The sequence below is a fragment of the Desulfosoma profundi genome, from assembly GCF_055387865.1.
This window is the reverse complement of the sequence record NZ_AP042420.1, coordinates 239,090-264,683: the sequence shown is the minus strand read 5'-3', so window position 1 is coordinate 264,683 and position 25,594 is coordinate 239,090. Positions and strand designations below refer to the sequence as shown.

The window sequence follows — 25,594 nt, the reverse complement described above, 5'->3', positions numbered from 1 at the left end:
GCGCTGGCGTAGCTCAATGGTAGAGCAGCTGATTTGTAATCAGCAGGTTGCGGGTTCGAATCCCATCGCCAGCTCCAAGGAAATTCGGGGGGTCAGGCGCCGCGGCCTGCCCCCCTTTTTTTTGCACGGGCAAGAAAATCGGCGCTTCGCCGGTTGCGGAGCGCGGGAAAGGCATGGGCCAAAGAGTGTCTCTAGGGCGTAGCCGTCACCTCGATATGTCCCGCGAAGCGTTGATGTAGGCCCAAGGGCTCTTTTTCATATCACAGGTTAGGGTTACAGAAGCGCATTGTTTCCCCTCCACCTTCTTTTATTGCCATTCGATGAGCCTCTGGTCGCTCCGTGAGCACGTCCCGTAAGCTGGCCTTCCGGTCAGGTTTTAGACCCTCAGAGGTGCTCAATCGCAGGACGGGTTTCCATGAGTCTGCTCTTGCGGCTGATTAAATTTCTGGTTCTGGGGTCGAGCAACGCTTTAGAGAGGGTGGCCCACCCAGCGGATGGCTCCGAACGGCAAAAGTCCAAAGGCCTGAGGGCAAACGACCAGATAGTCCCATTTTCCCTGTCATAAACCGTGGCCCTAACCACTGGAGATTGGCCTAGTTCGCACAGGGCAAAGCATGGAAGTGAAGAAGATCTACACGCAATGGGCCTGATAAAGAACCAGCGGGTCTCTGTGGGCTTTCATTGTGGCCTCGTGAAAACCGCAAGAGGGACCCTTCGGTCGTATCCCCGAAAATCAAGGCCTCAGAACGGGAGCACGTCGCTCCATAGCGGAAAGCCTTCAGGCCCAATCCAGTATCCACGTGGTTGGTTTGGAATCTTTTTCTGTTGTTCGATTCCTCACAAAAGACAAGGTTTTTCCTATCTGCATTTGCTCTTCAGAATCCCGAGATATTCATCTTCCCTCTGTGCCAATGTGATTGAGACACCTATCTCTTGTTAAATGAGTGTAGGGCGGGTAGGAGAAAGGCTCGGATGAGATCCGTTCAGAAAACAGGGGTAGGCATGGGGGTAACGGAAGGAGCCCTTAGGGCGACTGGAGTTGCCCCCATCGAGGCAAATCTCAACGCACCGGATCCGGAGGTCATGGAAAAGAAACGCCTCCGTAAATTCACTGCTGCTTATAAGGTGCGGATCCTTGAGCAAGCCGATGCCTGCACATTGCCTGGGCAGATCGGCGCTCTTCTTCGCCGGGAAGGTCTTTATTCATCGCATTTGACCACCTGGCGCAGGCAACGAGACGAGGGCCGGCTGAAAGCATTGTCTCCCCGAAAACGGGGTCGAAAACCGAACCCGGACAGTGATCTCGCAAAACGGGTAGCCCAATTGGAGCGGGAAAATCAACGCTTCAGAGATCAAATCAAGAAGGCGCAGACGATCATCGAAGTTCAAAAAAAATCTCAGATCTAATGGGAATTCCCCAGCCCAATCACGACACCGACGGGAGCACCTCATGAAAGCGGCGACCCAATTGCGAACCGAGGTGGGAACCGTCCGGCTTGTGATGCCTTGGGCATTGCCCGAGCAACCTTCTATCGTAGACTGAAACCCGCAATGGCAGAGGCCAATTGCCCGGCTCCGCCGTTGGCTCTTTCGGATCAGGAAAGGCAAACGGTGATAGAGCTGCTCCATTGTGAGAGATTTCAAGATGATGCTCCTCGCCAGGTCTTTGCGTGCCTGCTCGATGAGGGAACCGACCGCTGCTCGGTGCGCACTATGTATCGAATTCTCAAAGACGACCATGGGGCCGTCAAGGAGCGTCGCCGGCAGGTGCAGCGCCCCGTTTACGAGAAGCCCGAGAGGTTTGGTCGTGGGACATCACAAAATTGTTGGGGCCCGTGAAGTGGACCTATTACTACCTATACGTGATCATGGACATTTTCAGCCGCTACGTGGTGGGATGGATGGTTGCCCACCGGAAGAGCGCGACCCTGGCAAAGAGGCTCATTGAGGAGACCTGCGAGAAGCAGCGGATTGTTCGCGGCCGACTCACAGTTCATGCGGATCGGGGTTCGTCCATGACCTCAAAGTGTGTTGCTCAGCTGCTATCGGATCTAGGGGTCGCCAAAACCCACAGCCGGCCTCACCTCAGCAATGACAATCCCTATTCGGAAGCCCAGTTCAAGACCCTCAAGGACTGCCCGCAATTTCCAGGACGTTTCGGCTCCATCGAGGATGCCCGATCTTTTTGCCGGGATTTTTTCACCTGATACAACCGAGAACCTGGTTACACCTGAGCAGTTCTATTACGGATTGGCGCCCCAAATAGTGGGCCATCGTCAGCAGGTCCTCAAAACCGCATTCGAGGCCAATGCTCGCCGTTTCAAAGGCAAGATACCCAGGCCTGCGGCATTGCCGACTGCCGCCTGGATCAACAAGCCATCGAGTGATACCGTGGGAGTCTAATCTTTTGCCGGAGGTGTCTCATTTTCATTGACACATTCCGCTTCTGGACGAACCAAAACTTTTCAGGACCAAAATTCTTTTTTTAATAATAATTCTCGCCAGCAAGCTTTTCAATTGGCAATGACGCATCCGTTCCTCGGAGATATATATAATCTCTAAATCCTTCTTTTAATTCGTCGACCAGTACTTGTTTGGAACGAGATACTCTCCCTTTTGCCTTGTCAAGATCCGCACTTAACTCATCGAGAAACTTTGTAGTCTCTTCGCTCTCAGGATCTAAAAATGTTTCGTCTTTTTTGCGGAATCTTAAAAGATAAAAAATAAGCCTAACAAGTTGAAAATCGGAATGTGTCAATGAAAATGAGACACCTCCGGTAAAATGTTAGACTCTTACAGCGTCGCTTGAAGGCTTGTTGATCCAGGCGGCAGTCGGCAATGCTGGAGGCCTGGGTATCTTGCCTTTGAAACGGCTAGGATTGGCCTCGAATGCTTGCTTGAGAACCTGTTGACGATGCTCCACGATCTGAGGCGCCAACCCGTAATGGAACTGCTCCGGTGTGACCAGCCCGAGACCCGAGTGGCGATGTTCTCGATTGTACCAATTGAAAAAATTCCGGCAAAAGGAGCGGGCATCCTCGGTGGAACCGAAACGTCCTGGAAATTGCGGACAGTACTTGAGGGTCTTGAACTGGGCTTCCGAATAGGGATTGTCATTGCTCACATGAGGCCGGCTATGGGTTTTGGTGACCCCCAAGTCCGATAGCAATTGGCCAACACACTTCGAGGTCATGGAGGATCCCCGATCCGCATGAACTGTAAGTTGGCCGTGAACAATACCCTGCTTTTTGCAGGTCTCCTCAATGAGCCTCTTTGCCAGGGCCGCACTTTCCCGGTGGGCAACCATCCATCCCACCACGTAGCGGCTAAAGATGTCCATGATCACGTAAAGGTAAAAATAGGTCCACTTGACGGGGCCCAATAACTTTGTAATGTCCCACGACCAAACCTCGTTGGCGCGGGTGGCGAGCAACTCGGGCTTTTCGTAAGCGGGGCGCTGCACCTGCCGGCGACGCTCCTTGACGCTTCCATGTTCGTCTTTCAGAATGCGATACATCGTGCGCACCGAGCAATGATACGTCCCCTCATCAAGCAGGCACGCAAAGATCTGGCGAGGGGCAGCATCCTGAAATCTCTCGCAGTGGAGTAGGTCTATCACCGTTTGCCTCTCCTGATCCGAAAGAGCCAACGGCGGAGCCGGACGATTTACCTGGGCTCTGGTGGGTTTCAGTCTACGATAGAAGGTTGCTCGGGCAATGCCCAAAGCATCACAGGCCTGGACGGTTCCCACCTCGGTTCGCAATTGGACCGCCGCTTTCATAAGTTGCTCTCGTCGCTTTCGTGATTGGGTTGGGGAATCCCCATGAGGTCTGAGATTTTTTTTTGAACCTCAATGATCGTCTGCGCCTTTTTGATCTGGTCTCTGAGGCGCTGATTTTCCCGCTCCAATTGGGCTACACGTTTTGCAAGATGGTGGTCCGGGTTCGCTTTTCGCCCCCGTTTTCGGGGAGACAATGCTTTGAGCTGCCCCTCATCTCGTTGTCTGCGCCACGTGGTCAAATTCGATGAATAAAGGCCTTCCCGGCGGAGAAGGGCGCCGATCTGCCCAGGCAATGTGCAGGCATCGGCTTCCTCGAGGATGCGCAACTTATAAGCAGCCGTGAATTTGCGGCGACGTTTTTTTTCCATGACCTCCGGATCCGGTGCGTTGAGATTGGTCGCCATGAGGGCAACTCCAGACGCCCTACTGGCCCCTTCCGTTACCCCCATTCCTACCCCCGTTTGCCGATTCTGAACTGATGTCATCTGATCCTGTCTCCTACCCGCCCAACTCAAATTTAACAAGGGGTAGGTGACTCACCTTCATTGGCACAGAGGGATAGATGTGCTGGAAGTTTGTATCTGCAACTACTTGCCTCATCCGCTCAAGCGACTTCTCAAGCAAAAACCTTGCAGACTCTCTTGTTAGACACTCGTAACCGTCCTGACGAAACATAAGGATTCGGCAAATCGAGCGTGCTGACTGGATTGGGAACTCCGTTGCAGTACGTGATCTTTGCGCCCTGGTGCATACTGCGTCTACGAGAACCTTGTAATCTTCAACGCATTTGAAAGATCGACTTCCAGCCTCGAGGGCACAAAGCCAGAACTTAGGGTAAGTGTCATACATTTTCTCAAGGATGCGGCGAGCGTACTGAGCAACAATAGGTGGCGTTTCTGCGTAGAGCCAGGAAGAGCAAACCATTACCTTTGTTCTTAATTCTTCGTATCTATCGATGTGGCTAATTGCATAAAAATCATCTGCGAACTTCGATTTAATATTTGCAATAATTCTTTTTCCAAAGTCGGTGCATGTTTTACCGTCTTGATCCAAAGTTCGACACGGGATTCGAATATCTTGAATATAGTATGAATATGTAGTTGTTAAGATCGATTTGACCATATTTATCTTTTCTTTATAATTCGGTGCAGTAGGGTGAGTAGAAAAAAATTCCTCCAATTCTTTCTTTTTCCTCAAAAGAGCCAGATCCTTAGGATGGACAGGGATCTCTTCGACGGGTGGCCATCCCCTTCCCAAAATGGGTAAATGATTCACACGTTCCATGGTTGAATAGTTCAGTCGTCCTTCTGAAAACGAGCTATCCTGCGGCTTGATGAAGACTTTTGCGAGTCCGCTGGCAGGTTTCATGTAGACGTCTACATCGAGGCTGATGTCATGTGGCGCTGATTCTTCAAAACTGAGGGTAGCCCTACGATAGGGGGAGTCTGCCATTTGAACGACTTCTTCCTGCACCTCGCCATTTTCTAGATCTTTATTGCAATACAATTTATGAGCGTATGATAAGCCGTAGCGAGCCTCCGGGCTTTCTCCTTTAAAAAACGGGGTATTTTGCACTCTTTCAAACCTCCCTAGGGTTTTCACCGCTTTTCGTATGCACCGTGCCAGACATTCTGGAACATCCGTCGGAGACAAAGAATGGGTGTCCATTCCACTTTTTACTGTGTACGGCTTGTTACAGCCAGCGCCTTTTTGCAGATATATGTGAAGATTATTTCTTCCCTGGCGCAATAGGAATCCTCCCTTTATGTGGTTTTCATAAGTCGTGCCGCCTTCAACTTCTTCTGCAGTGACCAGGGGAACCCACTGAGGGCGCATTTGCTTTCTTGCTAACATGCACAACTGGGGTAGCGTATCTAAGTAGGTGGGTTGGCCCTTTTGGAGTCTACTTCCATATATGGCGCATCCCTCAGCGATCACACGCTGATTCGGTCCAGGAAGCCAGAGTGCTCCAAGCCTAGGCACAACGTGAGGGCCGTGGACGTCGACCCCCATATCCGAAAGCAACGGAAAGATGGATCTCAGCCACAGGGGAGGTTCAGTTGATGCCAAAGGGCCATAAATAACAACTCCCCTCGTGCGTCCCCCTGTCATGCTGCGTATCATCTTTTCCATGCGGCTTCTTAAAATGTCGCCCCAGGAGTTGCCGACCGTATTGGAGGCTTGGGGGTGATCTAAGCTTTTCACCGTGGCCCTAAGGATGCTCTTATGGATCGGGGTGTGCACCACGGGGCACGTCCAAAGCTCATTTTCAATTCGTTCAGGGGGACTCCAGAAATACCATCCATCTTGGCGACTCCAAAGCCTGGGCTGTTCTTGTTTTGACCACGGTCTGCCTGCAATGGCTTCCCACATTTCAGGGAACGTGGTGAAAAGCTGCCAAAAGGCTCCATCTTCCAAGGCTCCCTCGAAGTTTTCAATAAGTGAAGACACCATGTCCATGCCTGTCCATGGAAACAAGTCTGAAGGTCTATCTCTTAAAGGCAGTACATAGTACCGTTCTAATTTTTCGATAACGCAGAGTCGGAGAGTTGTGAACTCAAAGGCGTCAGGTCCCATGTAAACCAAATGAATATGGTCATCCTTATTCAGGCTTGTTGGGAAATCCAGTTCGGTCTCGCGAAGCCAGGCTAGGGCGGCAGCTACCGGTCTCCAAAGGAGGTTGATTTCACCAAAGAACTCGTTGCCGCATCTCATCTCTCGTAAAATCTCTTCCTGACCATACTCGTCCAAGTCGTTAGGTATGGCGACTACTACCTTACATACACGTTGTCTCTGGTCACCCATATAAAACTGTTTGAGGATGCCCCGAATATGGGCGGCTATTATTCTGGCCAATGGATAAGAAACCCCGCTTCCAGTTTTCCAATACTCCCGACGATCCTGTGCTTCAACGAGGACTCGCCAGACGTAAGGAATTGGTGCTCTTCGAATGGGCACTTTTCTATCAATTCGGGCCTCAATGGGCCAGAAAATGCCCGAGTGTGTTCTCTCCTGCTCAGACTCTTGGCCTATTCGGATAGTGCCAAGTGGACTCCTAGGCAAGAGTGCGTCGGCGATGTAGAAATCTTCCTCATAAACCTTGTCCTCCGCGGACATGACGGCATCACTCAAACCGAAACAGGAGCAGCCTAGAATCTCACTCGTCATCACTTCAGGAGCCTCATGAAGATATCTTCAAGTAAGACACCAATTTCGATGAGTGTATCATACCAATATTTCGGGGAAGCCGGAATATTTATAACAGGAATGGCCGTGCTATTTCCTGTAAAAACTGCTGTTTGTGTGGATTCCAGCTTGTTATTTAATACAATACCATATAATTCTATACGCTTGTTAAATCGAAACGCGTTTATAATTACTCTATGGCGCTCAAGGCCCCTGAAGGCTGATTTACCAATATCTTGTAGATCTACTGCTCGCTTTGAACCTGCAGTGTGAACCGCCCAAACTGCGATGACTATAACCGAATCGTCTGCGTTACTTGGTGACTGTGCCACCAAATAAAGGTGGGCTCCCAATTGGCCGAGGGATTTGACGATAGAATGATCTTCACCGTGGTCTGGATGAACAATCTCAAGGACCATTTTGGAAATTGGCTTTCCTTCTTTCCAAAAAGTAACATCAAAGGGACCAGGTTCGCTGCCAGCATCCGTTCTGACCCCTAATTGCTGTCTCTTCCGGATCGAGAGAAGAGAACTCAGAACGGGCTGCACTGTGATTCCATTGCCCCCAAAAGTGTTTGTCTTCTTTTCAATGACAAGGAGTCCAGAAATCGAACTGTTGACCAGCAAACGGACGATGTCCGCCCATGTTCTTGTCTGCCAGTCCCATGACCTATCCTCTTCTTCCTCGCGACGAAGCAGTTTGACATACCATTTCCATACCTCTCTATATCTGAGGTCGCTTAGGAGCACATAATTAGGAGCCGTACCTGGGATGGGTCGTGATACGACGTCAAAAACCCGTTCCCTATGAAGGCGAGAACACAAGCTGCGGAATGAAGTGGCGATCTGGAATCGAGACGACTCTTTGTATACCTGGTTTTCAGCAATTTCTGATTCAATATACCGGATACATTCCGAGCTACACCGTTCAAGAAAGTCTTTCACAATTCTGTTTTCATGCAGGTCGAATGTCTCTACCCTTCTGACAGCTAATACTTTCTGCTTAGATCCAGCTTTCTGTGGTACGGATCTTCCTGGCTTGCGGGCCAACCAATAGACGCATGAATTGTCCAACTCTTCTATTCTGCCAACATGCTCCAAAGAACGCTCCCGCACAAGGACCTTTCTCAGCCCACGGACTACTTCCGGAAGTTTCTTATGCATCCTTTCGGCGATCTCTAGGATTAGGGCCTTCGGTGGTTCCTTTTGCTCCTCGCTAAGTTGGCGGATGTAGTCAACGATATTTTGCCATGCCAGCCGCTTACCACTATCGGAGATATAGGACGCCTTCTCCATCAGGTCATCGAAAAACTGAGACCATGAAACCACTACCCTTGCCAGAGCGGTTTCTGTAGGCCGGTCGGAGCCCTCCGTTTCCTCATATCGGGATCGAGCCCCATCTGAGTCCACCTCACAGTGAAAGCGATGCTGGCCTTCTGAAATAAAAATGCTTACCGACCCTTTACCGCTTAGCATTGCATGAGGTAATTCTAGGAGTTGGTAAGGACCAGACGGCCCTATATAGACAGGACCGAGCTTCAAAAATTTTTCATAGCGCGAAGATAAATATGCTGATGTATTATTTGAGACCGAGAACAGGGGGGAACCAAAATAGGGAAAACTTAACGCACCATGCTTCAAATCGCAGGTCTCTTCAGGAACATAAACAGACCAAGGCCATAAATGTATCTGTGCTATTTTCCTTTCCATCATGACAATCAAACCGAATCAAATGAACGGGTAACACCGCGCCAGATGAAAAGTCCTGTGCTCTTGTCGTCCACTGCGTTACGAAAAGCCTCTTCTAATGATTGGTCCCCGAGTTCTGAAATCAACCGGGAAAGATCGTCGAGAGCTGACAAGGAAGTCTGCTCCATTAGATCTATACCACGTAGCTTTGGAATGATTTTTTGCTCCACTTGGTCCGCGAACGCATCCTTGAACTTGTCAGGTTGGTCGATGCCCGGATAGTTGGCCAAGTACTCAAAAATCACATCCCTCACACGGTAGCCGAAGGGACGACCAACTTTTTCGAGCGCATCGTTGATTCTACATATCCAAGATTCGACAGTTGCAGCCCAGAAAACAGTCGGGTCAAAACGCCTAATCCATTTCTTCCATTCTCCCCAGGGAAGGTAAAAATTTTTATCGTCTGAGCGGGTTCGTGGACGGTTGAACCCTAATTGCATAGGTTTTCCGAAGCGCAACACGTTCGCCCGATCGAGGATCTTGTCTGAGAGAGTCTGCGTTGTCTCGTCTTCATTCATTGTGCCTACGAAGAGTACATTTAGATCCACCCAGATACTAAATTTACTACCATCTCTTGGGCCGGTATCCAAGATAATTTCCGCCTTGGAACGTTCACCACGTTTCTTTGGATCGCTAACGAGGCGCCTTAATTCCAATTTAGAAAGAAATTCACTGAAGTAGTATTCCGTCCGCGCGAGATTCATTTCATCAAGAAGCACTATTAACATTCTCTCGGAAAAGGTATGGGTATGTTTCAATTGTTCGTTGTATGGATTCATATAAAGTAGAGCTTGTGCCAATTCTGTTGGTTTATACTTCTTCTCGAGATAATTATAAAATCCAAACATGTCTTGTGGTGAATCCCATCGAGGTTGGACGGCAATGACCAGATGGTGCATGCCCATGAATTCCGCGTACTTAATCGGCAAAAGGGTTTTTCCGGTGCCCGACACCCCGGCAAGAACAGTTAGGGGATTGATGTGGTGGCACTTGAGCGACGTGTGGAAAGCATAGATTGTTCTCGTGTGGAAAAGATAGCCTTCCTTACGCAGTCGGCTTTGTAGCTTCCGAAGCATTGTCAACTCATCGCAATCGTCTAGACGTGGTCCTGAAAATAAATTTTCGGAAAGACATCGAGGTGGAACAAATAGATCGATCGAGATGTCTTCCGTTCCCCCTTCGAGTTTCCCTATCTCGCTTTCCAGCACTGTTTTCCTAGCCTCCAAGCTCAAAATCTCCTGCTGGAGCTCATGTACCCGATCCAGAGCCCTCTGAAGCTTCTGTTTTGAAAGGTTGAAATCATTTTCGAGTTGTCGAAATTCATTTTCCAGGGATTTTCTTTTGTCGAGTATTCTGGCCGTGTGCTCCCTTGCCGATTCCCCTTTCTGATTTAGCTCAGCTATTTGTCTTTCGAGGATGCTCTTTTGATTCTGGTAGGCCGCCAAATCACTTTCAGCCTGCTTAATTTGTATTCGTAACGATTGAAGCTCACTTCTTGATTCCGAGATAGCGATTGCCAATGCCTTCGATTGATCTTCAAGATTTGAAAGACGTTCTTCTTCTTTTCTCAAATAAATCTGAGTCTGTTCGATCTGCTCAATTAGTGTGTTTTTGCGATTTTCTAGCTCAGTCAATTCTTCTTCGAGTCGTCCTATCTTCTCCCTAATTTCATGGCGTTTACCTTCCAACTCGCCCATCTCGATTCGATAGCCCTGTAATTCTTTCTCCTTATCGATACATTGCTGCGTGAGACCAGCCAGCTCCACGCGAATTTTTTCTTGCTCTTTTCTTTCGGCCTCTAAGCTGAGAAGCTCATTTTTTTGGTCTTCGATCCATTTCCGCAGCGACTGAACATCGGCTTCCAAAGTATTTTTTTGCGCCATTAAGTCCGCAAGATCCTTTGCTGTATCCAAGGCTGCCTGAAGCCTTCTTTGATAATGTATATACAAGAAAAACGTGACCATAAGTATGGCAAGGATAGAGGCCGTCGCCATAATCCAAAGACTGGCAGGGAGTACTGGTAATGGAATCGTATTCATCACCCGCCCTCGCGCAATGAGTGTTGCTAAGGAGTCTTGTCAAAAATCTTAGATCCTAGTTACTATCTCTATTAGATGGTTTGTTTTGTATCGTTTCAATAAATGAGGACAAGTCGTCTAATAATTTTTTGTGAATTTCAGTGTGGGCGATTAACGTATCTTTTGATTTTATTATTTCGGCCATGTTCACTTGTGCCATGGAAGTAAGTTCGTTTATTAGCTTTAGCTGTTTAGCTAACTCATCGAGAAAACCTTGGGTTGATGCCTGTGTTTCACTCCATTTCGAGGTGACAATTTCAAGAGCAGTTTTTCGATGTTCAAAGTCGCGAATAAGGTTTTCGAGACCAGTGATTGATTTAACGAGTTTTTCTTCGTTGGTCGTCATCTGTTTGAGCCGCTGTTCTAGGGCTTGAGTGAGCTGGTCAAGGCTTCTAACATAGTTTTCGTGTGTCCCTTTTGATGTAGTTACAAAGTATTGAAATTGTTGAATAGTTGATTCATGAGCAGTATTCAACTGGTTGGCGTTTTTAACAGTCTGAGCAAAGTCACGGGTTTTTTCCTTTACCTGGGTCAGGACTTTGCCGATATCTGTGATATTCTCTTGTAACTTACCGGCCGCTTGCTGCGTGCTTTTCTGAGAAGCTTCAAGATCGGTTGCCACTTTGTTAAAACGTTCACTGACTCTAACGATCTCTACTTTCTCATCGGATAGCTGCTTCAGATAATTTTTTTCCCTCTCTATTTGGGCTTTTAAAGCATCGATATCACCCGTGAGTTTTGATTCTTCTTTTTTGAGTTTCGACACTTTATCACTAGTGCTTTCGTACTCTTTTTGGGCCTGTGAGAGCCTCATCTCAATCGACTTCAATTCCTCGCTCTTTTCTTTTATGGTGTTTTGAAGTCGTGTGAATTCGGATCGGTTAGCTTCTAGTTGTTGCCGAAGCACAATGTCCTCAGCACGCGTTTGCTCTTTCTTTTCCATTAGTTTTTTTATCTCGGAGTGGAGTTCCGCTCTTGTCGCGTTGTCCTTTGCTATTTCCCCTTTAATGATAGTGATGGAGCGCAGAAGATTCTGATGAACAAATTGTAGTGGTGGTAACTCGGATAACAGTTGTTGATAGTTTTTCTTTTGTTCTTCGAAAAGTTCTTTGTTCTTTTCAAGAGCTACGCGCTCTTGTTCAATAGCTGCCCGTTCGGTCTCAATTGTGGCGACCTTCCATCCAGTCAAGACGCTCAGAAAGACGACCAAGAGAGCCATGACCCCGATGGTCGCTGAGGTCGGAAACAGCAAACGTTGTGCAGTTTTACTGGTGGCATTCTCCTTCTCCATAAATGCGCCACACCTCCAAGATCTTGTCAACGCAAGTGACCAAGTCGTCTTTTAGTTCATGGACCCAAAAACGGAGAACAGTCCATCCTGCGCCTTGGAGCTGAATGTCCCGCCAATAGTCTTCAATTTTGCGGGAGCCATCAGGTGCTTGGTGGTAAGTGGCCCCATCCACTTCCACATCGAGTTTAAATCCGTTTGAGCTAATAAGGGCGAGATCTAGTCGTCGCCCAAGCGTGTGATACTGGGGATGTGGTTTGAGTCCACGAGCGACGAGTGCTTCGTAAAGTAGTTTTTCCCAGGGAGATTCGTGAGGGTACCACGGGCCTTTCGGAACAGGAGGGCGTAAGAGGGTTATGTCCTTGGCCAAATTTTCTATGTGACGAATGCCACAGCTCTTGGCCCAACGACGATTGCCTACCATGTGCAAGAGAACCCTGGCTCTGCTTGCACCGACATTGAATAGATGCCCGTTTTCTCGAAGAAACTGCAAAGATCCGCTGGGCATCTCGGGTCCGGCACAGAGACTGAAAAAGATTATGTCGCGCTCGTCCCCCTGGAAACCGTGGGCTGTATCTACATGAAATTTCGATTGTGAAAGCCTGGCATGATCGGCACGAGCAGCTATAATATTCTTGATCCTATCCGCCTGGCGTCGAAACGGGGTCACGACCCCCAGTGTGCCTCGAAAGCTCTCATGGCTCAATATTTCCAAGACGATCTCGGAAATTTTTTCGCTTTCCTCCTTGCAGATACACCCGCCACCACCGGCGCTTTCAATGTTCCCCTCGATTTCAGTCCAATGGATTCCAGGATTAATATTAGGCGGAAGCTTCACATCGGACAGGTCGGTCATAATCAGAAGTTTACCATCATAGAATGTAGACCCATAGTAAGTTGCGATAGGTTCTACGCTGCGATACGTTTCCCTCAGGAGAACGACATGAGCTAATCGTTTCCGTAAAGCCAGATCGTAGAGAGAATTGTCTCTATAGGAAAACTGGTAAACTCCCACGTCTGTGAGACCCGATTCGTGCATTAGGAGAAGGTCTTTAGAAGGCGAGAGCGTGGATACATGTTTGAGTTGATGCGGATCACCGATGACGCCCAACCTTCTCGCTCGAAACAGTATGGGAATGGCAGAAGGAATATCTGATTGGCTTGCTTCATCAATAATGGCAAGATCAAATAATCCTGGAATAAGTGGAATCCTGGTGCTGACGGAGAGATTAGTGACAGTCCAACACGGCGCATATTGGAAAATTGGCTCCAGCCTTTCCCTTAGCGCTTTATGGGTCTGGCACCCTTTTAGCTCATACTCCTTAATGAAATTCCGGATGGAAGCAAGTATCTCTCGCTCGGGAGTGTTGGGAACCGGGCCTCGTCTCCACTCTGAATGAAGTTTCAATGCTTCTTCTGTTTTTTTTATAATCGCCGCAGTCTTATCTCGCAGGCATTGAGAAATGAACAATTGATCGGGATACTTCTTAACCTCTTCGGCGACCCGTTTTGCTTCGATATACAATTTGGCAAGTCGAGATGCCTTGTCAACAAGAGTAAGAGTTTGAAGCGCCTGATTTGTTGCCTCGGCGTTTATCGGCAGAGGCAGTGGATAGAGTGGTGGGAGCATACGCAACTTGAAACGGCAGGCCAGAATACGATGGGCGAGACGGATACCTTTCCATAAACAATCTATTTTCGCTAGGTTGCCTTGCTTAGTGTAGGCAGCAGCCAACATATTGACGGACGAGTAAATCTTTTGCACAGATATTTTAGAAAAGTTGTATGGATTTTTCTCAACAAGTTTAAGGATATCTTGTGGAAGCTCTTCCGTAATGGTAGTTATTGATTTCTGAATCTCGGCCGATTTATATTTCAATTTGGCCAGAGAGAAAGCAATCTGCTCGGTCGATCTTCTTTCCTCTATAAGAGATCTGATTGCCGCTAGGTGCTCATGGAATTGATGGCCAGCTAAGTTATCACCGGAGCGTGCCAGAATGTCCTCGACTAAACCGGAAAACGTGATTTTAAATCCAGGGTCATGCTTATCTGCTGTTCTTATGAGGAACATCTGCCCTTGATTATCCAAGACTTTGGAATGAACGGCATCAATTGCTTTGTGATTCCGACTGGAAAAAAGGACACATGAGTCTCGAAAGCTGGCGTTAGCAAGGACGTTCGAAATCACCTGTGTTTTTCCAGTTCCCGGTGGACCTGTGACTACTGTTAACTGTTTTTGAAGCAGTGAATTTGCTGCTGCCCGTTGGTCCGGATTGAGCATGAGTCCTACGTCCGCCACGCAGTCCTCGTGAGCTTCATTCGCCACAGGATTGTCATTGTTAGGGATGTCATCGCAAAAAAGCAGGCGCAGTGCCGTCTCGTTAAGAGTTTCGTCATCGAGCTTGGCGATTTCCGCGAGCTCCTTGAGGAGACCTTGGTTGTAGCGACTGCGTCGGCAAATCATAATTACGGCACGATTGTAAATTCCAGATGGAGATTGAGGTGGTATGGGTTTGGTTGGAACACTTTCGGGCGTGAGGCGATCAATGACTCGTTGTCCTAGATATCCGCTCAAAGAAAAAACAAGGTCAGAATAGGAGGGAGTGAGTTCTGAATAATCTTGAGACGGAAGGTTCTCATTTACGTCTTCAAACTTAAATAGATTACAGAAAAATAAGAAATTTTTTTGATCTTTTATGGTTCTAAATGTATCCTGAATCCAAATAGGATTAGCCGCAATTTCGGCATTTTCGGTATAAAACTTTATAGCTCCAAAGGCCCTCTTCCACTTCAATGGCACATAAAAAATGGGCTTGATGATACTACTGGGTGGCAAATTATCCTGAATCCAGGTGTAAACCTGTATTGGATAACCCATCACAACCATGTTGGAAGGATCTTGAGTTGCTAGCGATCGAATAAATCGGGACAGATTCTGATTCAAGAAAATCGAGTAAGACCATGCCGACTTCGGATGAGGATACCAGAATCCCATCCCTCCGATGAATATGAACGTTTCACGTTCCTGAGTAAGGTAGGCCTGCGGTTCCGCCCCGGATTCCGCCCTAATGCATGCCGCATAGTACTTTAACAAAGCTCTAAAGGTAGACCATGGTCCACCGATGCGTGGCTTCTTCTCCTTTTCACCCTCTATGATGCGCCTTGATTCTTCACTAAGATCTGGCAGGCAAACCTGGGATTTAACTGTCGTCTTTGCGTACCACAGCCCTTTTTCACAGGTAAGTGCTGCCTCTCTTGCCAAGACACGAAGATCATTGAGAACCTGATGATAAGCGTAGTTTAGTCCATGGTGTCGAAGGTCAATCACGATTTGTTTTACGTTAGCAGGAGATCCACGTTTTCCGAGTATGTCGAGAATCTTTTGCTGCGATTCGGTCATGCCTTAAACTCTTTGTCCGGAACGAACGAATCAGTGGTTGAGTGATTTTTTGAGTTTTTTTAATCTTCTCGTAATGTCAGGATGGCAAGCCGAACAACTGAAAGCTGTGCCCTTGGACTCAGCTAGATTTCACTGCATATTTTCATCATCTCTCACCCGACTGTGTCAATCAAAATGATGACGGAATGTGTCAATGAAAATGAGACACCTCCGGCAAAAGATTAGACTCCCACGGTATCACTCGATGGCTTGTTGATCCAGGCGGCAGTCGGCAATGCCGCAGGCCTGGGTATCTTGCCTTTGAAACGGCGAGCATTGGCCTCGAATGCGGTTTTGAGGACCTGCTGACGATGGCCCACTGTTTGGGGCGCCAATCCGTAATAGAACTGCTCAGGTGTAACCAGGTTCTCGGTTGTACCAGGTGAAAAAATCCCGGCAAAAAGATCGGGCATCCTCGATGGAGCCGAAACGTCCTGGAAATTGCGGGCAGTACTTGAGGGTCTTGAACTGGGCTTCCGAATAGGGATTGTCATTGCTGAGGTGAGGCCGGCTGTGGGTTTTGGCGACCCCTAGATCCGATAGCAGCTGAGCAACACACTTTGAGGTCATGGACGAACCCCGATCCGCATGAACTGTGAGTCGGCCGCGAACAATCCGCTGCTTCTCGCAGGTCTCCTCAATGAGCCTCTTTGCCAGGGTCGCGCTCTTCCGGTGGGCAACCATCCATCCCACCACGTAGCGGCTGAAAATGTCCATGATCACGTATAGGTAGTAATAGGTCCACTTCACGGGCCCCAACAATTTTGTGATGTCCCACGACCAAACCTCTCGGGCTTCTCGTAAACGGGGCGCTGCACCTGCCGGCGACGCTCCTTGACGGCCCCATGGTCGTCTTTGAGAATTCGATACATAGTGCGCACCAAGCAGTGGTCGGCTCCCTCATCGAGCAGGCACGCAAAGACCTGGCGAGGAGCATCATCTTGAAATCTCTCACAATGGAGCAGCTCTATCACCGTTTGCCTTTCCTGATCCGAAAGAGCCAACGGCGGAGCCGGGCGATCGGCCTCTGCCATTGCGGGTTTCAGTCTACGACAGAAGGTTGCTCGGGCAATGCCCAAGGCATCACAAGCCGGACGGTTCCCACCTCGGTTCGCAATTGGGTCGCCGCTTCCATGAGGTGCTCCCGTCGGTGTCGTGATTGGGCTGGGGAATTCCCATTAGACCTGAGATTTTTTTTGAACTTCGATGATCGTCTGCGCCTTCTTGATTTGATCTCTGAAGCGTTGATTTTCCCGCTCCAATTGGGCTACCCGTTTTGCGAGATCACTGTCCGGGTTCGGTTTTCGACCCCGTTTTCGGGGAGACAATGCTTTCAGCCGCCCCTCGTCTCGTTTCCTGCGCCAGGTGGTCAAATGCGATGAATACAGACCTTCCCGGGTGGTGTAAGATCTTTTGTGTAAATTCTAAGCAGTAGAAAAAAGGGCGCTTTTCCGTTAAGAGAGGGTTTCGCCAACAACAACCTCAAAGAAAGGAAAAGCGCCCAATGAGAATCGAGATCAGTGTACCCGAGGTGGTAAGCATTTTCAAAGAGATTCGGCAAAACCCGGAGCAGATATTCCAGATGGTTCGGCTGGATGTAAAGGAAAGAGTTGGACGGGATCTTTCTGAGATGATGAATGCCAAGCTCACCCATTTTCTCGGAAGAAAGGCCTACGAGAGGAAAGATGCGGGTGAGGCGGAGCCGGGAGCCGCCAACTCCCGAAACGGCTACTACGAAAGAAGATTGACTCTCAAGGGGATAAGGGAGGTTTCGACCCAGGTTCTTCGGGAGAGAAACGGTGAGGACCACACGCAGGTTCTTCCCCGTTCGAAGCCCTATGAGAGCGAGAGAGCCAACGATTTGTGCCTGATGTTTCTGGGTGGGGTGAGCACACGGACTCCAGCCATGATGACCGAGCGGCTCGTGGGAAGAAAGATCTCCCACACCGAGATCAGCCAGGCAAACGGTGAGCTTAAAGAAGCCGTGGAGAAGTGGAGAAACAGGGACCTCTGAAAAGAGCCGGTAAAGTATCTGTTCGTCGACGGGGTCAACTTCGCTCTGAGGATGGGAGATTCCATAGAGAAGGTCCCCGTGCTCGTTGTCATTGGAGTGACCGAGCAGGGGTGCCGGTTTGTGCTTGGGCTGCAGGCGGGAGACAAGGAATCGGCCCCCACCTGGAGAGAGTTCTTCAAAGATGTTAAAAGAAGAGGCCTTGAGGCTTCCAGGATCACTTTGGGAGTGATGGATGGGCTGCCGGGGCTGGAGGCCGTCTTTAAGGAAGAGTTTCCCAAAGCGAAGATCCAGCGCTGCCAGATTCATGTGGCCCGAAACGTTCCAGCCAAGGTTCCTCAGAAGTTCACACAAGAGGTGGCAGACGGGATGAGGTCCATCTTCTATGCCTCCTCTCGGGACAAGGTCCGGGAGCTCTAAGGAATTCAAGGAAAGATGGGAAAAGCCTATCCCATCCGCGGTGAAATGTCTGGAGAAGAGCCTGGATGCGTGCCTGACCTTCTTCCACTTCCCTGTAGAAGAATGGATCTCTCTTCGAACCACCAACATCATCGAAAGGCTGAATAAAGAGTTTCGGAGAAGAACCAGGCCGATGGAGATCGTGGCAGGTGAGCAACCCTGCTCCACACTCCTCGCATTCATTGCATTGAAGATGGAGCTGCACTGGAGGTCCAATCCTCTCGGAAAAGTCGCTAAAAATCTTCCCCTTTGGAAGCAGTTGGAGGGGTAAGGAATTTACAGAAAACTGTGGACACTACCCTTGCCCCCGCCCCTCATGGTGAACTAAAAATCGCTTAACTCGAACGAGGAGGCAACGATGCGTGCACAAACAATGTTGTTGGTCTTGCTTGTCGCCTCGGCCCCAGCGCTTGCTCAAACGCCTGAGGCGCTCTTGGCCACTCTTTCCCCAGAGTCTCAAGCATGGGTGCACCAGTCGTGTCCCAAGATCCTTGGTCCATCTTTATGGAATGACTGTATCAGGCGAGAGGTGAGAGCACTTTCGCACGGTGTACCTGATCTCTCGAAGCTTTCGACCGAAGAGCGAAATTGGATCCTCAGCAGCTGTCCCAGGACACTCGGGCCCAGCCTTGCTATTCCTTGTCTAAATCGAGAACTGGACGCATTAGCCGCCGGAATCCCATCGCTGTCAAACCTTTCGCCAGAAAAGCAAGCTTGGGTGCGGCAAGCATGCTCAAAATTACTACCTCCGTCGCTTTATCGTTCCTGCCTCAGCCGTGAGGCAAGCGCCGCGGCCGGGATGGAGGGTGTGCCACATCTCGCACCTGCGCCGCCTCCCGTGATCGCGGGATCGCCATTGCCTGCTGGAGGCAGGGTTCCGCGACTGAATTGGCGCGCAGGTTCTTACGAAATTGAAGTCTCACATAACGACGAGTTCTTCATCATCAACGGCGAAAAGTTCGAGGCGAAGACATACTGCTTTGATATGGAGGAAGGAGATCCCGTTATTTTTCTGGAAGGGAGCCCATACGGGGTATGCACAAGTGCCGTCATTTTGAACCTCCGAACGCGAGAGAAGTGTGCTGTGTGGTGTGAGTGATTTGACCCGTTGCCCACGAAACCCTGAAGCAGGCGGCTGACCACAACGTAAGACCCGTCACACACGACCTATGAAGGAGAACAGCAATCGAAATACATGAAGCCAACAGCACCCTTGCCCCAGGCGGTGTGGTCTCGGGACTTGAGGGCTCTGAGCTCGTCCACATTCCCTGCGTGGCTCACTTCGGCGACAAGATGCTCGTCGATGGAGTCGGGCTCCAGTCCCGCCTTTCGTGCCCTCGACGAAGTTCTCTCGGTAGTGTCAACGGTTTTGTGTAAATTCATTAGCCCTCCAACTGTTTCCAAAGTGATGCGTTTCAAGTGAGCGCGAATCTTCTCTTGCTTTTTCGGTGCATTGTTGCTGTGCGAGTTGCGCGTGCGCGTCGAAAGCGGCTTCAACTCCCCTGCCTCCCATTCCGGGCGCGTCAACGCCGACATCCGCTCGATCTCCGCGTCGCAAGCTTTAGTCTGCGGCGTGTCGTAGTCGTACAATTCCACTGCCTGCGTGAGGATGAACAAGTATTCCTCTCACCACGTCCCCCTCAGCGCTCTGGCAATTGTGGCAATATCCTCTTCGCTCTTCTTGCAGTCCCTACCTCGCAGTGGCGCCGACTTCTGCGCCTTGCGCTCTCCGGTAACGACGGCGCTCAGGATCGCCTGTCCTGTCCGCCCCGTGATATCGCTCACCGCCTGCGGGAGTTGGACGACCGTCGGTAACAATGCCTTCTCCATGTGCTGGACGTGCGGCGAGCGGTGATTCACCAACTCACCGCGATGACGCAGCAGGGTCCTCAAGCGGACCAAAACCCCCTGCGGTCGGAAGGAGCTTTCCGGCAGGGCGGAACTTTGCAGGGTTTTGATCCGCTGCGCATCCCGGATGTTGCTCTTCTTCCCAGGCAGGCGTCGCAACGAGCGCGAACTGATGAGCAGGCGCTCGAATCGCTGCCGGTCCAACTCACGGAACAGTAGAATGCTGGACTCCCCCGTGCTTTCCATCGCCACCGTTTTCACGGTGTATCCCTTGAACCACTTTCCGAGCCTCAGGTTCGGTTTTGGCCAAATGTTATGTGAAATCAAACGCATGAAAAAGAACTTGACGCCTTTTCCCTGGGTTTGTAATGAAATCGATGCGGGTTCGAATCCCACCGCCAGCTCCAGCCCAATGGACCGGGTGCACTTTTTGCTTGCCTTTGCCGACGCGGTGTGATAGGCAGGGCTGCTCTCGCACCCGGGTAGGAAAGCGGCAAGACGGTTTGATTGGGGAGAGGTTCCCGAGTGGCCAAAGGGAGCAGACTGTAAATCTGCCGGCGACGCCTTCGGAGGTTCGAATCCTCCCCTCTCCACCATCACCGAAAACATGTAGGAGATAGTGGCAGCCGACGCGGGCCATTGTCGTTCGAACTGCATGTCATATTCGAGCACAATCCCGTCATGTATGTCCGCCCCTTGAGGCGTGAGCCCACGTAGCTCAGGAGGTAGAGCACTTCCTTGGTAAGGAAGAGGTTCACCGGTTCGAGCCCGGTCGTGGGCTCCATTTTTTTTGGAGCTTCCTGGGGGGCGCCTTCTGCCACAGACTCCCCGCCGTTCGGTTTATGCGTCTCGAAGTACAGGATTGAGAGAACCAGATTGGCCACAGTGAAAGACCGACCTTTGACGTGAGGAGGAAGTGCGATGGCGAAGAAGAAGTTTGAGCGGACGAAGCCGCACGTGAATGTGGGGACCATTGGTCACATTGACCATGGGAAGACGACGTTGACGGCGGCGATCACGAAGCAGCTGTCGCTTCGGGGGAAGGCGGAGTTTGTGCCGTTTGATCAGATTGACAAGGCGCCGGAGGAGCGGGAGCGTGGGATCACGATTGCGACGGCGCATGTGGAGTATGAGACGGACAAGCGGCATTATGCGCATGTGGATTGTCCTGGGCATGCGGACTATATCAAGAACATGATCACGGGTGCGGCGCAGATGGACGGGGCGATATTGGTGGTGGCGGCCGATGATGGGCCGATGCCGCAGACCCGGGAGCACATTTTGTTGGCGCGTCAGGTAGGGGTGCCGAACATCGTGGTGTTTTTGAACAAGGTGGACATGGTGGATGATCCCGAGCTGATTGAGTTGGTGGAGCTGGAGCTTCGGGAGTTGTTGAGCAAGTACGGGTTTCCTGGGGATGATGTGCCGATCGTGAAGGGGTCGGCGTTGAAGGCGTTGGAGTGTGATGATCCGTCGGCCCCGGAGGCGGCGCCGATTTTTGAGTTGATGGATGCGGTGGACAGTTACATTCCGGATCCGGTGCGTGACATTGACAAGCCGTTTTTGATGCCCATCGAGGATGTGTTCAGCATCAGCGGTCGTGGGACGGTGGTGACGGGCCGCGTGGAGCGTGGGGTGATTTCGGTGGGCGATGAGGTGGAGATCGTTGGTTTTCGGCCGACGATGAAGACGGTGTGTACGGGCGTGGAGATGTTTCGCAAGACCTTGGATCGCGGGGAAGCCGGGGACAACATTGGGGTGTTGTTACGGGGGATCAAGCGCGACGAGGTGGAGCGGGGGCAGGTGGTGGCCAAACCTGGGAGCATCACGCCGCACACGAAGTTCAAGGCCGAGGTGTATGTGTTGAAGAAGGAGGAAGGGGGTCGGCACACGCCGTTTTTCCCTGGGTATCGGCCGCAGTTTTATTTTCGGACGACGGATGTGACGGGAGTGGTGACGTTGCCCGAGGGGGTGGAGATGGTGATGCCCGGGGACAACGTGAACATGGAAGTGCATTTGATTGCGCCGGTGGCGTTGGAGAAGGAGCTTCGGTTTGCCATCCGCGAAGGCGGACGCACCGTGGGCGCCGGCGTGGTCACCGATATCATCGAGTAAGTCCACGGCCCACACGGGCCGGGGATAGAAAAGGTGAAAGACGATGCGAGTATTGGTCACTCTAGCGTGCCAGGAATGCAAACGGCGCAATTACACGACCACGAAAAACAAGAAAACAACCCCGGACCGTCTGAGTTTTCGAAAATACTGCAAGTTCTGCAACGCTCATACGGTTCATAAGGAAACCAAGTGAACGCAGTCAAGACAATGAAGGCGCACATGGCGGATCGCGGCGTGGACGAAGGCAGACGGGCCGTGGAGACCAACAAGAAGGTCCCGGTGAAAAAAACCAAGGACGGGTCCGGGGAAGGCAAAGAGGCGGCCCTCAAAAAGAAGGCACCACGAAAAACCGGGCCGACCGAGCCGAATCTCTGGACGCGTTTTCAGACGTATTTGCGTGAGGTGGTCTACGAGCTCCGAAAGGTCGTTTGGCCGTCCCGCAAAGAAACCATCGGTTCGACCTCCGTGGTGGTCATTATCGTGATCCTTTGCGGGATCTATTTGGGCATTGTGGACTTCATTCTGGCGCGGTTTGTCCGGTTTCTGATCGGCTGAGGCGACGACGCCCCAGCGCGGACACAGCCTGGAGTCAGCGGGAGATTTGAGGCGTGGCGAAGCAGTGGTACATTGTCCATACCTATTCGGGATTTGAGCAAAAGGTGAAGAAGAGCCTTTTGGAGCGGATAAAGGCGGAGGGGAAGAGCGAGTTCTTCGGGGAAATCCTCGTGCCTACCGAGAAAGTCGTGGAACTTGTCAAGGGACAACCCCGGTCTTCCTCGCGCAAGTTCTATCCGGGCTACATTCTGGTCCAGATGGAACTCAACGACGACACGTGGCATTTGGTCCGCCACACGCCCAAAGTGACCGGCTTCATCGGGAGCCAAGAGAAACCCATCCCGCTCAGTGAAGAGGAAGCCCAGGCGATTATCCAGCAGATGGAGGAAGGGGTCCAGAAGCCTCGACCGAAATACCAGTTCGAAAAAGGCGATGAAGTGCGTGTGGTGGACGGACCCTTTGCCAGTTTTAACGGCATTGTGGACCAGGTGATTCCCGAAAAGGGCAAGGTCCGGGTCCTGGTGACCATTTTCGGCCGTTCCACCCCGGTGGAATTGGACTATGTTCAGGTCCATCGCCTGTAGGGGAGTGGCGACCGCGGGCGCCCGGCCTGCTCTGTGGCGCACAGGTAGCTCAACGGATAGGAGAGGATAGGGGAGTCAATCCAAGATGGCAAAGAAAGTAATCGCGAACGTTAAACTCCAGATTCCCGCGGGGCAAGCCAACCCGTCTCCGCCTGTGGGGCCGGCCCTTGGTCAGCACGGCGTGAACATCATGGAGTTCTGCAAGGCCTTCAATGCCCGAACCCAGGGTCAGGAAGGCATGATCATTCCCGTCATCATCACGGTCTACGGGGACCGCTCCTTCACTTTTATCACCAAGACACCGCCGGCCTCGGTGCTCTTGAAGAAAGCGGCGAAGATCGCCAAGGGTTCCAGCGAACCGAACCGCGACAAGGTGGGCAAGGTGACCAAGGCCCAAGTGGAAGAAATCGCCAAGCTGAAGATGCCCGACCTCAATGCCCGTGACCTGGACGCGGCGATCCGAACCATTGAAGGAACAGCTCGCAGTATGGGCATCGTCATCGAATAACTCGTTGGCTGTCGCGACCCATTTGGGCGACAGAGTCCGTCGGTTGGAGAAAAGGAAATGCCGAAGCGAGGGAAAAAATATCGCGCTGCGCTTGAAAAAGTCGATCGCACCAAGCGCTATACATTCGAAGAAGGCCTCAATCTGGCGCTCCAGTGTGCGTACGCGTCCTTTGACGAGACGCTGGATATTGCCGTCAAGTTGGGGGTGGATCCTCGTCATGCGGACCAGATGGTTCGAGGTACCGTCGTCCTGCCCAATGGATTGGGAAAGGTGGTGCGGGTCGCCGTTTTCGCCAAAGGCGAAAAGGTCAAAGAGGCGCTGGACGCCGGGGCCGATGTGGCCGGTGGAGAAGAGCTCATCGAAAAGATCAAGGAAGGCTGGATGGAGTTCGACAAGGCTGTGGCCACCCCGGACATGATGGGCCAAGTGGGCAAGATCGGAAAGATCCTCGGCCCGCGGGGACTCATGCCCAACGCCAAACTGGGGACCGTAACCTTTGATGTGGCCAAGGTGGTCCAGGAAATCAAAGCGGGGAAGGTGGACTTCCGCGTGGAAAAGACGGGCATTGTCCACGCCCCCATGGGCAAAGTCTCCTTCGGCCCGGAAAAGCTCATGCAAAACATCTCCACCTTTATCGATACGCTCATTCGTTTGAAACCCTCGGCCGCCAAGGGGACGTATCTCCGAGGGATCGCCATCTCCACGACCATGGGGCCGGGCATCCGCATCGATCCCCTGGCCGTGAAAACCATCCTGGGCTAAGAGCCGGGAGGTGGAAACTCAAAAACTGCCGTTGGGTGCTTTCACGCATCTGAGACCGTAGGTACATCGGGAAGGTGTTTAATTCCGTCTGGACAGAAGGACTCCGCCGGACGGAGCCTACCGAGGTGGTGAAAAGACCAACGGGATCCGATCTATGCGCACCATGCGTTGAGGAAAGCACGCCGGCAGAGGAAAGGAGGGATGAGGCAACTTGGATAGGGCGAAGAAAGAGCAACTGGTCGCTGAGCTCCATGAGAAACTCCAGCGGGCGAGCGCCGCCATCCTGACGGATTTCAAGGGCTTGAGTGTGGCCGAAATCACCACCCTGCGCGACAACCTGGCCGAAAAAGGGGTGGAATTCAAGGTTGTCAAAAATACGCTGATGCGTATCGCCGCAAAGGGGACAGGGGCCGAGGTCGTGGAACCCTTGTTGAAGGGGACCAACGCCGTGGCCATCGCCTACGACGACCCCAGTGTTCCGGCCAAGATTCTGAAAGCTTTTGGAAAGCAGAACGACAAGTTCAAGGTGAAGGGTGGGGTGCTGGGCTCCCAGGTGCTTTCCGTGGACGACGTGCTGGCTCTGGCGGAACTGCCGTCCCGGGAAGAACTCCTCGCCAAACTCCTGGGGACGCTTCACGCCGTGCCGACCGCGTTGGTGCGGGTGCTCAGCGGTGTGCCGCGGGCCTTTGTGGGCGTGCTGGCCGCCATTCAACGGGAAAGAGAAAACGCATAGGGCGCAAGGAGGACAATTCGCATGTCGGAAATTACCAAGGAAGATGTCATCAAGTTTATTGAAAACATGACCGTGCTGGAACTGAGCCAGCTGGTGAAGGAGTTGGAAGATCGGTTTGGTGTGAGCGCGGCGGCTCCGGTGGCCGTGGCCGCCGTGGCGGCGGCGCCCGGTGCCGAAGCGGCTCCGGTGGAAGAAAAGACAGAGTTTGACGTGGTCATCACCGCCGTCGGCGACAAGAAGATCAATGTCATTAAGGAAGTCCGCGCGGTGACCAATCTGGGTCTCAAGGAAGCCAAGGACTTGGTGGAAAACCTCCCTGGAGTGGTCAAGGAGGGGATCCCGAAGGCCGAAGCCGAAGAAATCGCCAAGAAACTCACGGAAGCCGGGGCGACCGTGGAAATCAAATAGTGGGTGGATTCCCCCGGCACGCCGCATCGGAAGTCCCGCTTTCGTGGGGCTTCCGATTTTTGCCTTTTGAGATTGTGGTGCCACCGAAGGT

Annotated in this window: 18 protein-coding genes, 3 tRNA genes and 2 pseudogenes; 13 read left to right on the top strand and 10 right to left on the bottom strand. The window is 51.4% G+C overall.

What is annotated here, in order from left to right:
- The first annotated feature begins 2 nt into the window (after positions 1–2).
- Positions 3–77, top strand: a tRNA-Thr gene (locus ACZ5K9_RS01145).
- A 1,006-nt stretch (positions 78–1,083) separates the two neighbouring features.
- Positions 1,084–2,403: pseudogene (locus ACZ5K9_RS01140) on the top strand (IS3 family transposase).
- Between the two features lie 82 nt (positions 2,404–2,485).
- Here ACZ5K9_RS01140 and ACZ5K9_RS01135 read toward each other — a convergent pair.
- From ACZ5K9_RS01135 to ACZ5K9_RS01100, 8 genes are all read right to left on the bottom strand, one after another.
- The gene (locus tag ACZ5K9_RS01135) at positions 2,486–2,758 is read right to left on the bottom strand and encodes a hypothetical protein (protein ID WP_464272591.1); all 273 of its coding nucleotides are present in this window, start codon (positions 2,756–2,758) and stop codon (positions 2,486–2,488) included.
- A 27-nt stretch (positions 2,759–2,785) separates the two neighbouring features.
- A protein-coding gene (locus ACZ5K9_RS01130) for an IS3 family transposase (protein WP_464271224.1) occupies positions 2,786–4,185 on the bottom strand; the annotation gives its coding sequence in 2 pieces (ribosomal slippage) (positions 2,786–3,834 and positions 3,834–4,185; 1,401 coding nt in all).
- A gap of 94 nt (positions 4,186–4,279) precedes the next feature.
- Positions 4,280–6,949, bottom strand: coding sequence for a hypothetical protein (locus tag ACZ5K9_RS01125; RefSeq protein ID WP_464272590.1), 2,670 nt, complete (start codon positions 6,947–6,949; stop codon positions 4,280–4,282).
- Positions 6,949–8,679, bottom strand: a complete 1,731-nt coding sequence (locus tag ACZ5K9_RS01120) for a DUF2357 domain-containing protein (protein WP_464272589.1) — start codon at positions 8,677–8,679, stop codon at positions 6,949–6,951. Before ACZ5K9_RS01120 ends, ACZ5K9_RS01125 begins: the two co-directional genes overlap by 1 nt.
- Before the next feature lie 5 nt (positions 8,680–8,684).
- Positions 8,685–10,754 carry an AAA family ATPase gene (locus ACZ5K9_RS01115; RefSeq protein ID WP_464272588.1) on the bottom strand — a complete coding sequence of 690 codons (2,070 nt, stop codon included), beginning with the start codon at positions 10,752–10,754 and terminating at the stop codon, positions 8,685–8,687.
- 55 nt (positions 10,755–10,809) lie between these two features.
- Complete coding sequence (locus ACZ5K9_RS01110; RefSeq protein WP_464272587.1) at positions 10,810–12,084, bottom strand: hypothetical protein; 1,275 nt, start codon at positions 12,082–12,084, stop codon at positions 10,810–10,812.
- Positions 12,059–15,481, bottom strand: coding sequence for an AAA domain-containing protein (locus tag ACZ5K9_RS01105; protein ID WP_464272586.1), 3,423 nt, complete (start codon positions 15,479–15,481; stop codon positions 12,059–12,061). Before ACZ5K9_RS01105 ends, ACZ5K9_RS01110 begins: the two co-directional genes overlap by 26 nt.
- Before the next feature lie 390 nt (positions 15,482–15,871).
- Positions 15,872–16,270, bottom strand: coding sequence for a transposase (locus ACZ5K9_RS01100; protein ID WP_464272585.1), 399 nt, complete (start codon positions 16,268–16,270; stop codon positions 15,872–15,874).
- A gap of 754 nt (positions 16,271–17,024) precedes the next feature.
- Here ACZ5K9_RS01100 and ACZ5K9_RS01095 point away from each other — a divergent pair.
- A pseudogene (locus ACZ5K9_RS01095) lies at positions 17,025–18,261 on the top strand (IS256 family transposase).
- Positions 18,262–19,157: 896 nt separating this feature from the next.
- On the opposite strand, the gene ACZ5K9_RS01090 reads toward ACZ5K9_RS01095, so the two are convergent.
- Both ACZ5K9_RS01090 and ACZ5K9_RS01085 read right to left on the bottom strand, forming a co-directional pair.
- Complete coding sequence (locus tag ACZ5K9_RS01090; protein ID WP_464272584.1) at positions 19,158–19,607, bottom strand: hypothetical protein; 450 nt, start codon at positions 19,605–19,607, stop codon at positions 19,158–19,160.
- A 9-nt stretch (positions 19,608–19,616) separates the two neighbouring features.
- Complete coding sequence (locus tag ACZ5K9_RS01085; protein ID WP_464272583.1) at positions 19,617–20,099, bottom strand: hypothetical protein; 483 nt, start codon at positions 20,097–20,099, stop codon at positions 19,617–19,619.
- A gap of 250 nt (positions 20,100–20,349) precedes the next feature.
- Here ACZ5K9_RS01085 and ACZ5K9_RS01080 point away from each other — a divergent pair.
- From ACZ5K9_RS01080 to rplL, 10 genes are all read left to right on the top strand, one after another.
- Positions 20,350–20,434: transfer RNA gene (locus ACZ5K9_RS01080), tRNA-Tyr, on the top strand.
- Between the two features lie 111 nt (positions 20,435–20,545).
- A tRNA-Thr gene (locus ACZ5K9_RS01075) sits at positions 20,546–20,622 on the top strand.
- Between the two features lie 137 nt (positions 20,623–20,759).
- Positions 20,760–21,953: an elongation factor Tu gene (gene tuf, locus ACZ5K9_RS01070; RefSeq protein ID WP_464272573.1), complete on the top strand. Its 1,194-nt coding sequence runs from the start codon at positions 20,760–20,762 to the stop codon at positions 21,951–21,953.
- Between the two features lie 43 nt (positions 21,954–21,996).
- Entirely contained in the window at positions 21,997–22,146 is a 150-nt protein-coding gene (gene rpmG / locus ACZ5K9_RS01065) for a 50S ribosomal protein L33 (RefSeq protein WP_445892712.1), read from the top strand.
- A complete protein-coding gene (gene secE, locus ACZ5K9_RS01060) occupies positions 22,143–22,508 on the top strand; it encodes a preprotein translocase subunit SecE (RefSeq protein ID WP_464272582.1) in 366 nt (121 codons plus the stop codon). Before rpmG ends, secE begins: the two co-directional genes overlap by 4 nt.
- Positions 22,509–22,561: 53 nt before the next feature.
- Positions 22,562–23,092, top strand: coding sequence for a transcription termination/antitermination protein NusG (gene nusG, locus ACZ5K9_RS01055; RefSeq protein WP_464272581.1), 531 nt, complete (start codon positions 22,562–22,564; stop codon positions 23,090–23,092).
- Between the two features lie 85 nt (positions 23,093–23,177).
- The gene (gene rplK, locus ACZ5K9_RS01050; protein ID WP_464272580.1) at positions 23,178–23,600 is read left to right on the top strand and encodes a 50S ribosomal protein L11; all 423 of its coding nucleotides are present in this window, start codon (positions 23,178–23,180) and stop codon (positions 23,598–23,600) included.
- Positions 23,601–23,657: 57 nt separating this feature from the next.
- Positions 23,658–24,362 (top strand): 50S ribosomal protein L1, encoded by a 705-nt coding sequence (gene rplA / locus ACZ5K9_RS01045; RefSeq protein WP_464272579.1) that lies wholly within the window; start codon positions 23,658–23,660, stop codon positions 24,360–24,362.
- A 211-nt stretch (positions 24,363–24,573) separates the two neighbouring features.
- The gene (gene rplJ / locus ACZ5K9_RS01040; protein WP_464272578.1) at positions 24,574–25,095 is read left to right on the top strand and encodes a 50S ribosomal protein L10; all 522 of its coding nucleotides are present in this window, start codon (positions 24,574–24,576) and stop codon (positions 25,093–25,095) included.
- A 21-nt stretch (positions 25,096–25,116) separates the two neighbouring features.
- Positions 25,117–25,503: a 50S ribosomal protein L7/L12 gene (rplL, locus tag ACZ5K9_RS01035; protein WP_464272577.1), complete on the top strand. Its 387-nt coding sequence runs from the start codon at positions 25,117–25,119 to the stop codon at positions 25,501–25,503.
- The last annotated feature ends 91 nt before the right edge of the window (positions 25,504–25,594 follow it).

Excerpts from the sequence above, each read along its gene's own strand:
- rplA (WP_464272579.1), top strand. The coding sequence starts at position 23,658 with ATGCCGAAGCGAGGGAAAAAATATCGCGCTGCGCTTGAAAAAGTCGAT.
- rplK (WP_464272580.1), top strand. The coding sequence starts at position 23,178 with ATGGCAAAGAAAGTAATCGCGAACGTTAAACTCCAGATTCCCGCGGGG.
- tuf (WP_464272573.1), top strand. The coding sequence starts at position 20,760 with ATGGCGAAGAAGAAGTTTGAGCGGACGAAGCCGCACGTGAATGTGGGG.
- rpmG (WP_445892712.1), top strand. The coding sequence starts at position 21,997 with ATGCGAGTATTGGTCACTCTAGCGTGCCAGGAATGCAAACGGCGCAAT.
- rplL (WP_464272577.1), top strand. The coding sequence starts at position 25,117 with ATGTCGGAAATTACCAAGGAAGATGTCATCAAGTTTATTGAAAACATG.
- ACZ5K9_RS01125 (WP_464272590.1), bottom strand. The coding sequence starts at position 6,949 with ATGACGAGTGAGATTCTAGGCTGCTCCTGTTTCGGTTTGAGTGATGCC.
- ACZ5K9_RS01110 (WP_464272587.1), bottom strand. The coding sequence starts at position 12,084 with ATGGAGAAGGAGAATGCCACCAGTAAAACTGCACAACGTTTGCTGTTT.
- ACZ5K9_RS01120 (WP_464272589.1), bottom strand. The coding sequence starts at position 8,679 with ATGATGGAAAGGAAAATAGCACAGATACATTTATGGCCTTGGTCTGTT.
- ACZ5K9_RS01115 (WP_464272588.1), bottom strand. The coding sequence starts at position 10,754 with ATGAATACGATTCCATTACCAGTACTCCCTGCCAGTCTTTGGATTATG.
- ACZ5K9_RS01105 (WP_464272586.1), bottom strand. The coding sequence starts at position 15,481 with ATGACCGAATCGCAGCAAAAGATTCTCGACATACTCGGAAAACGTGGA.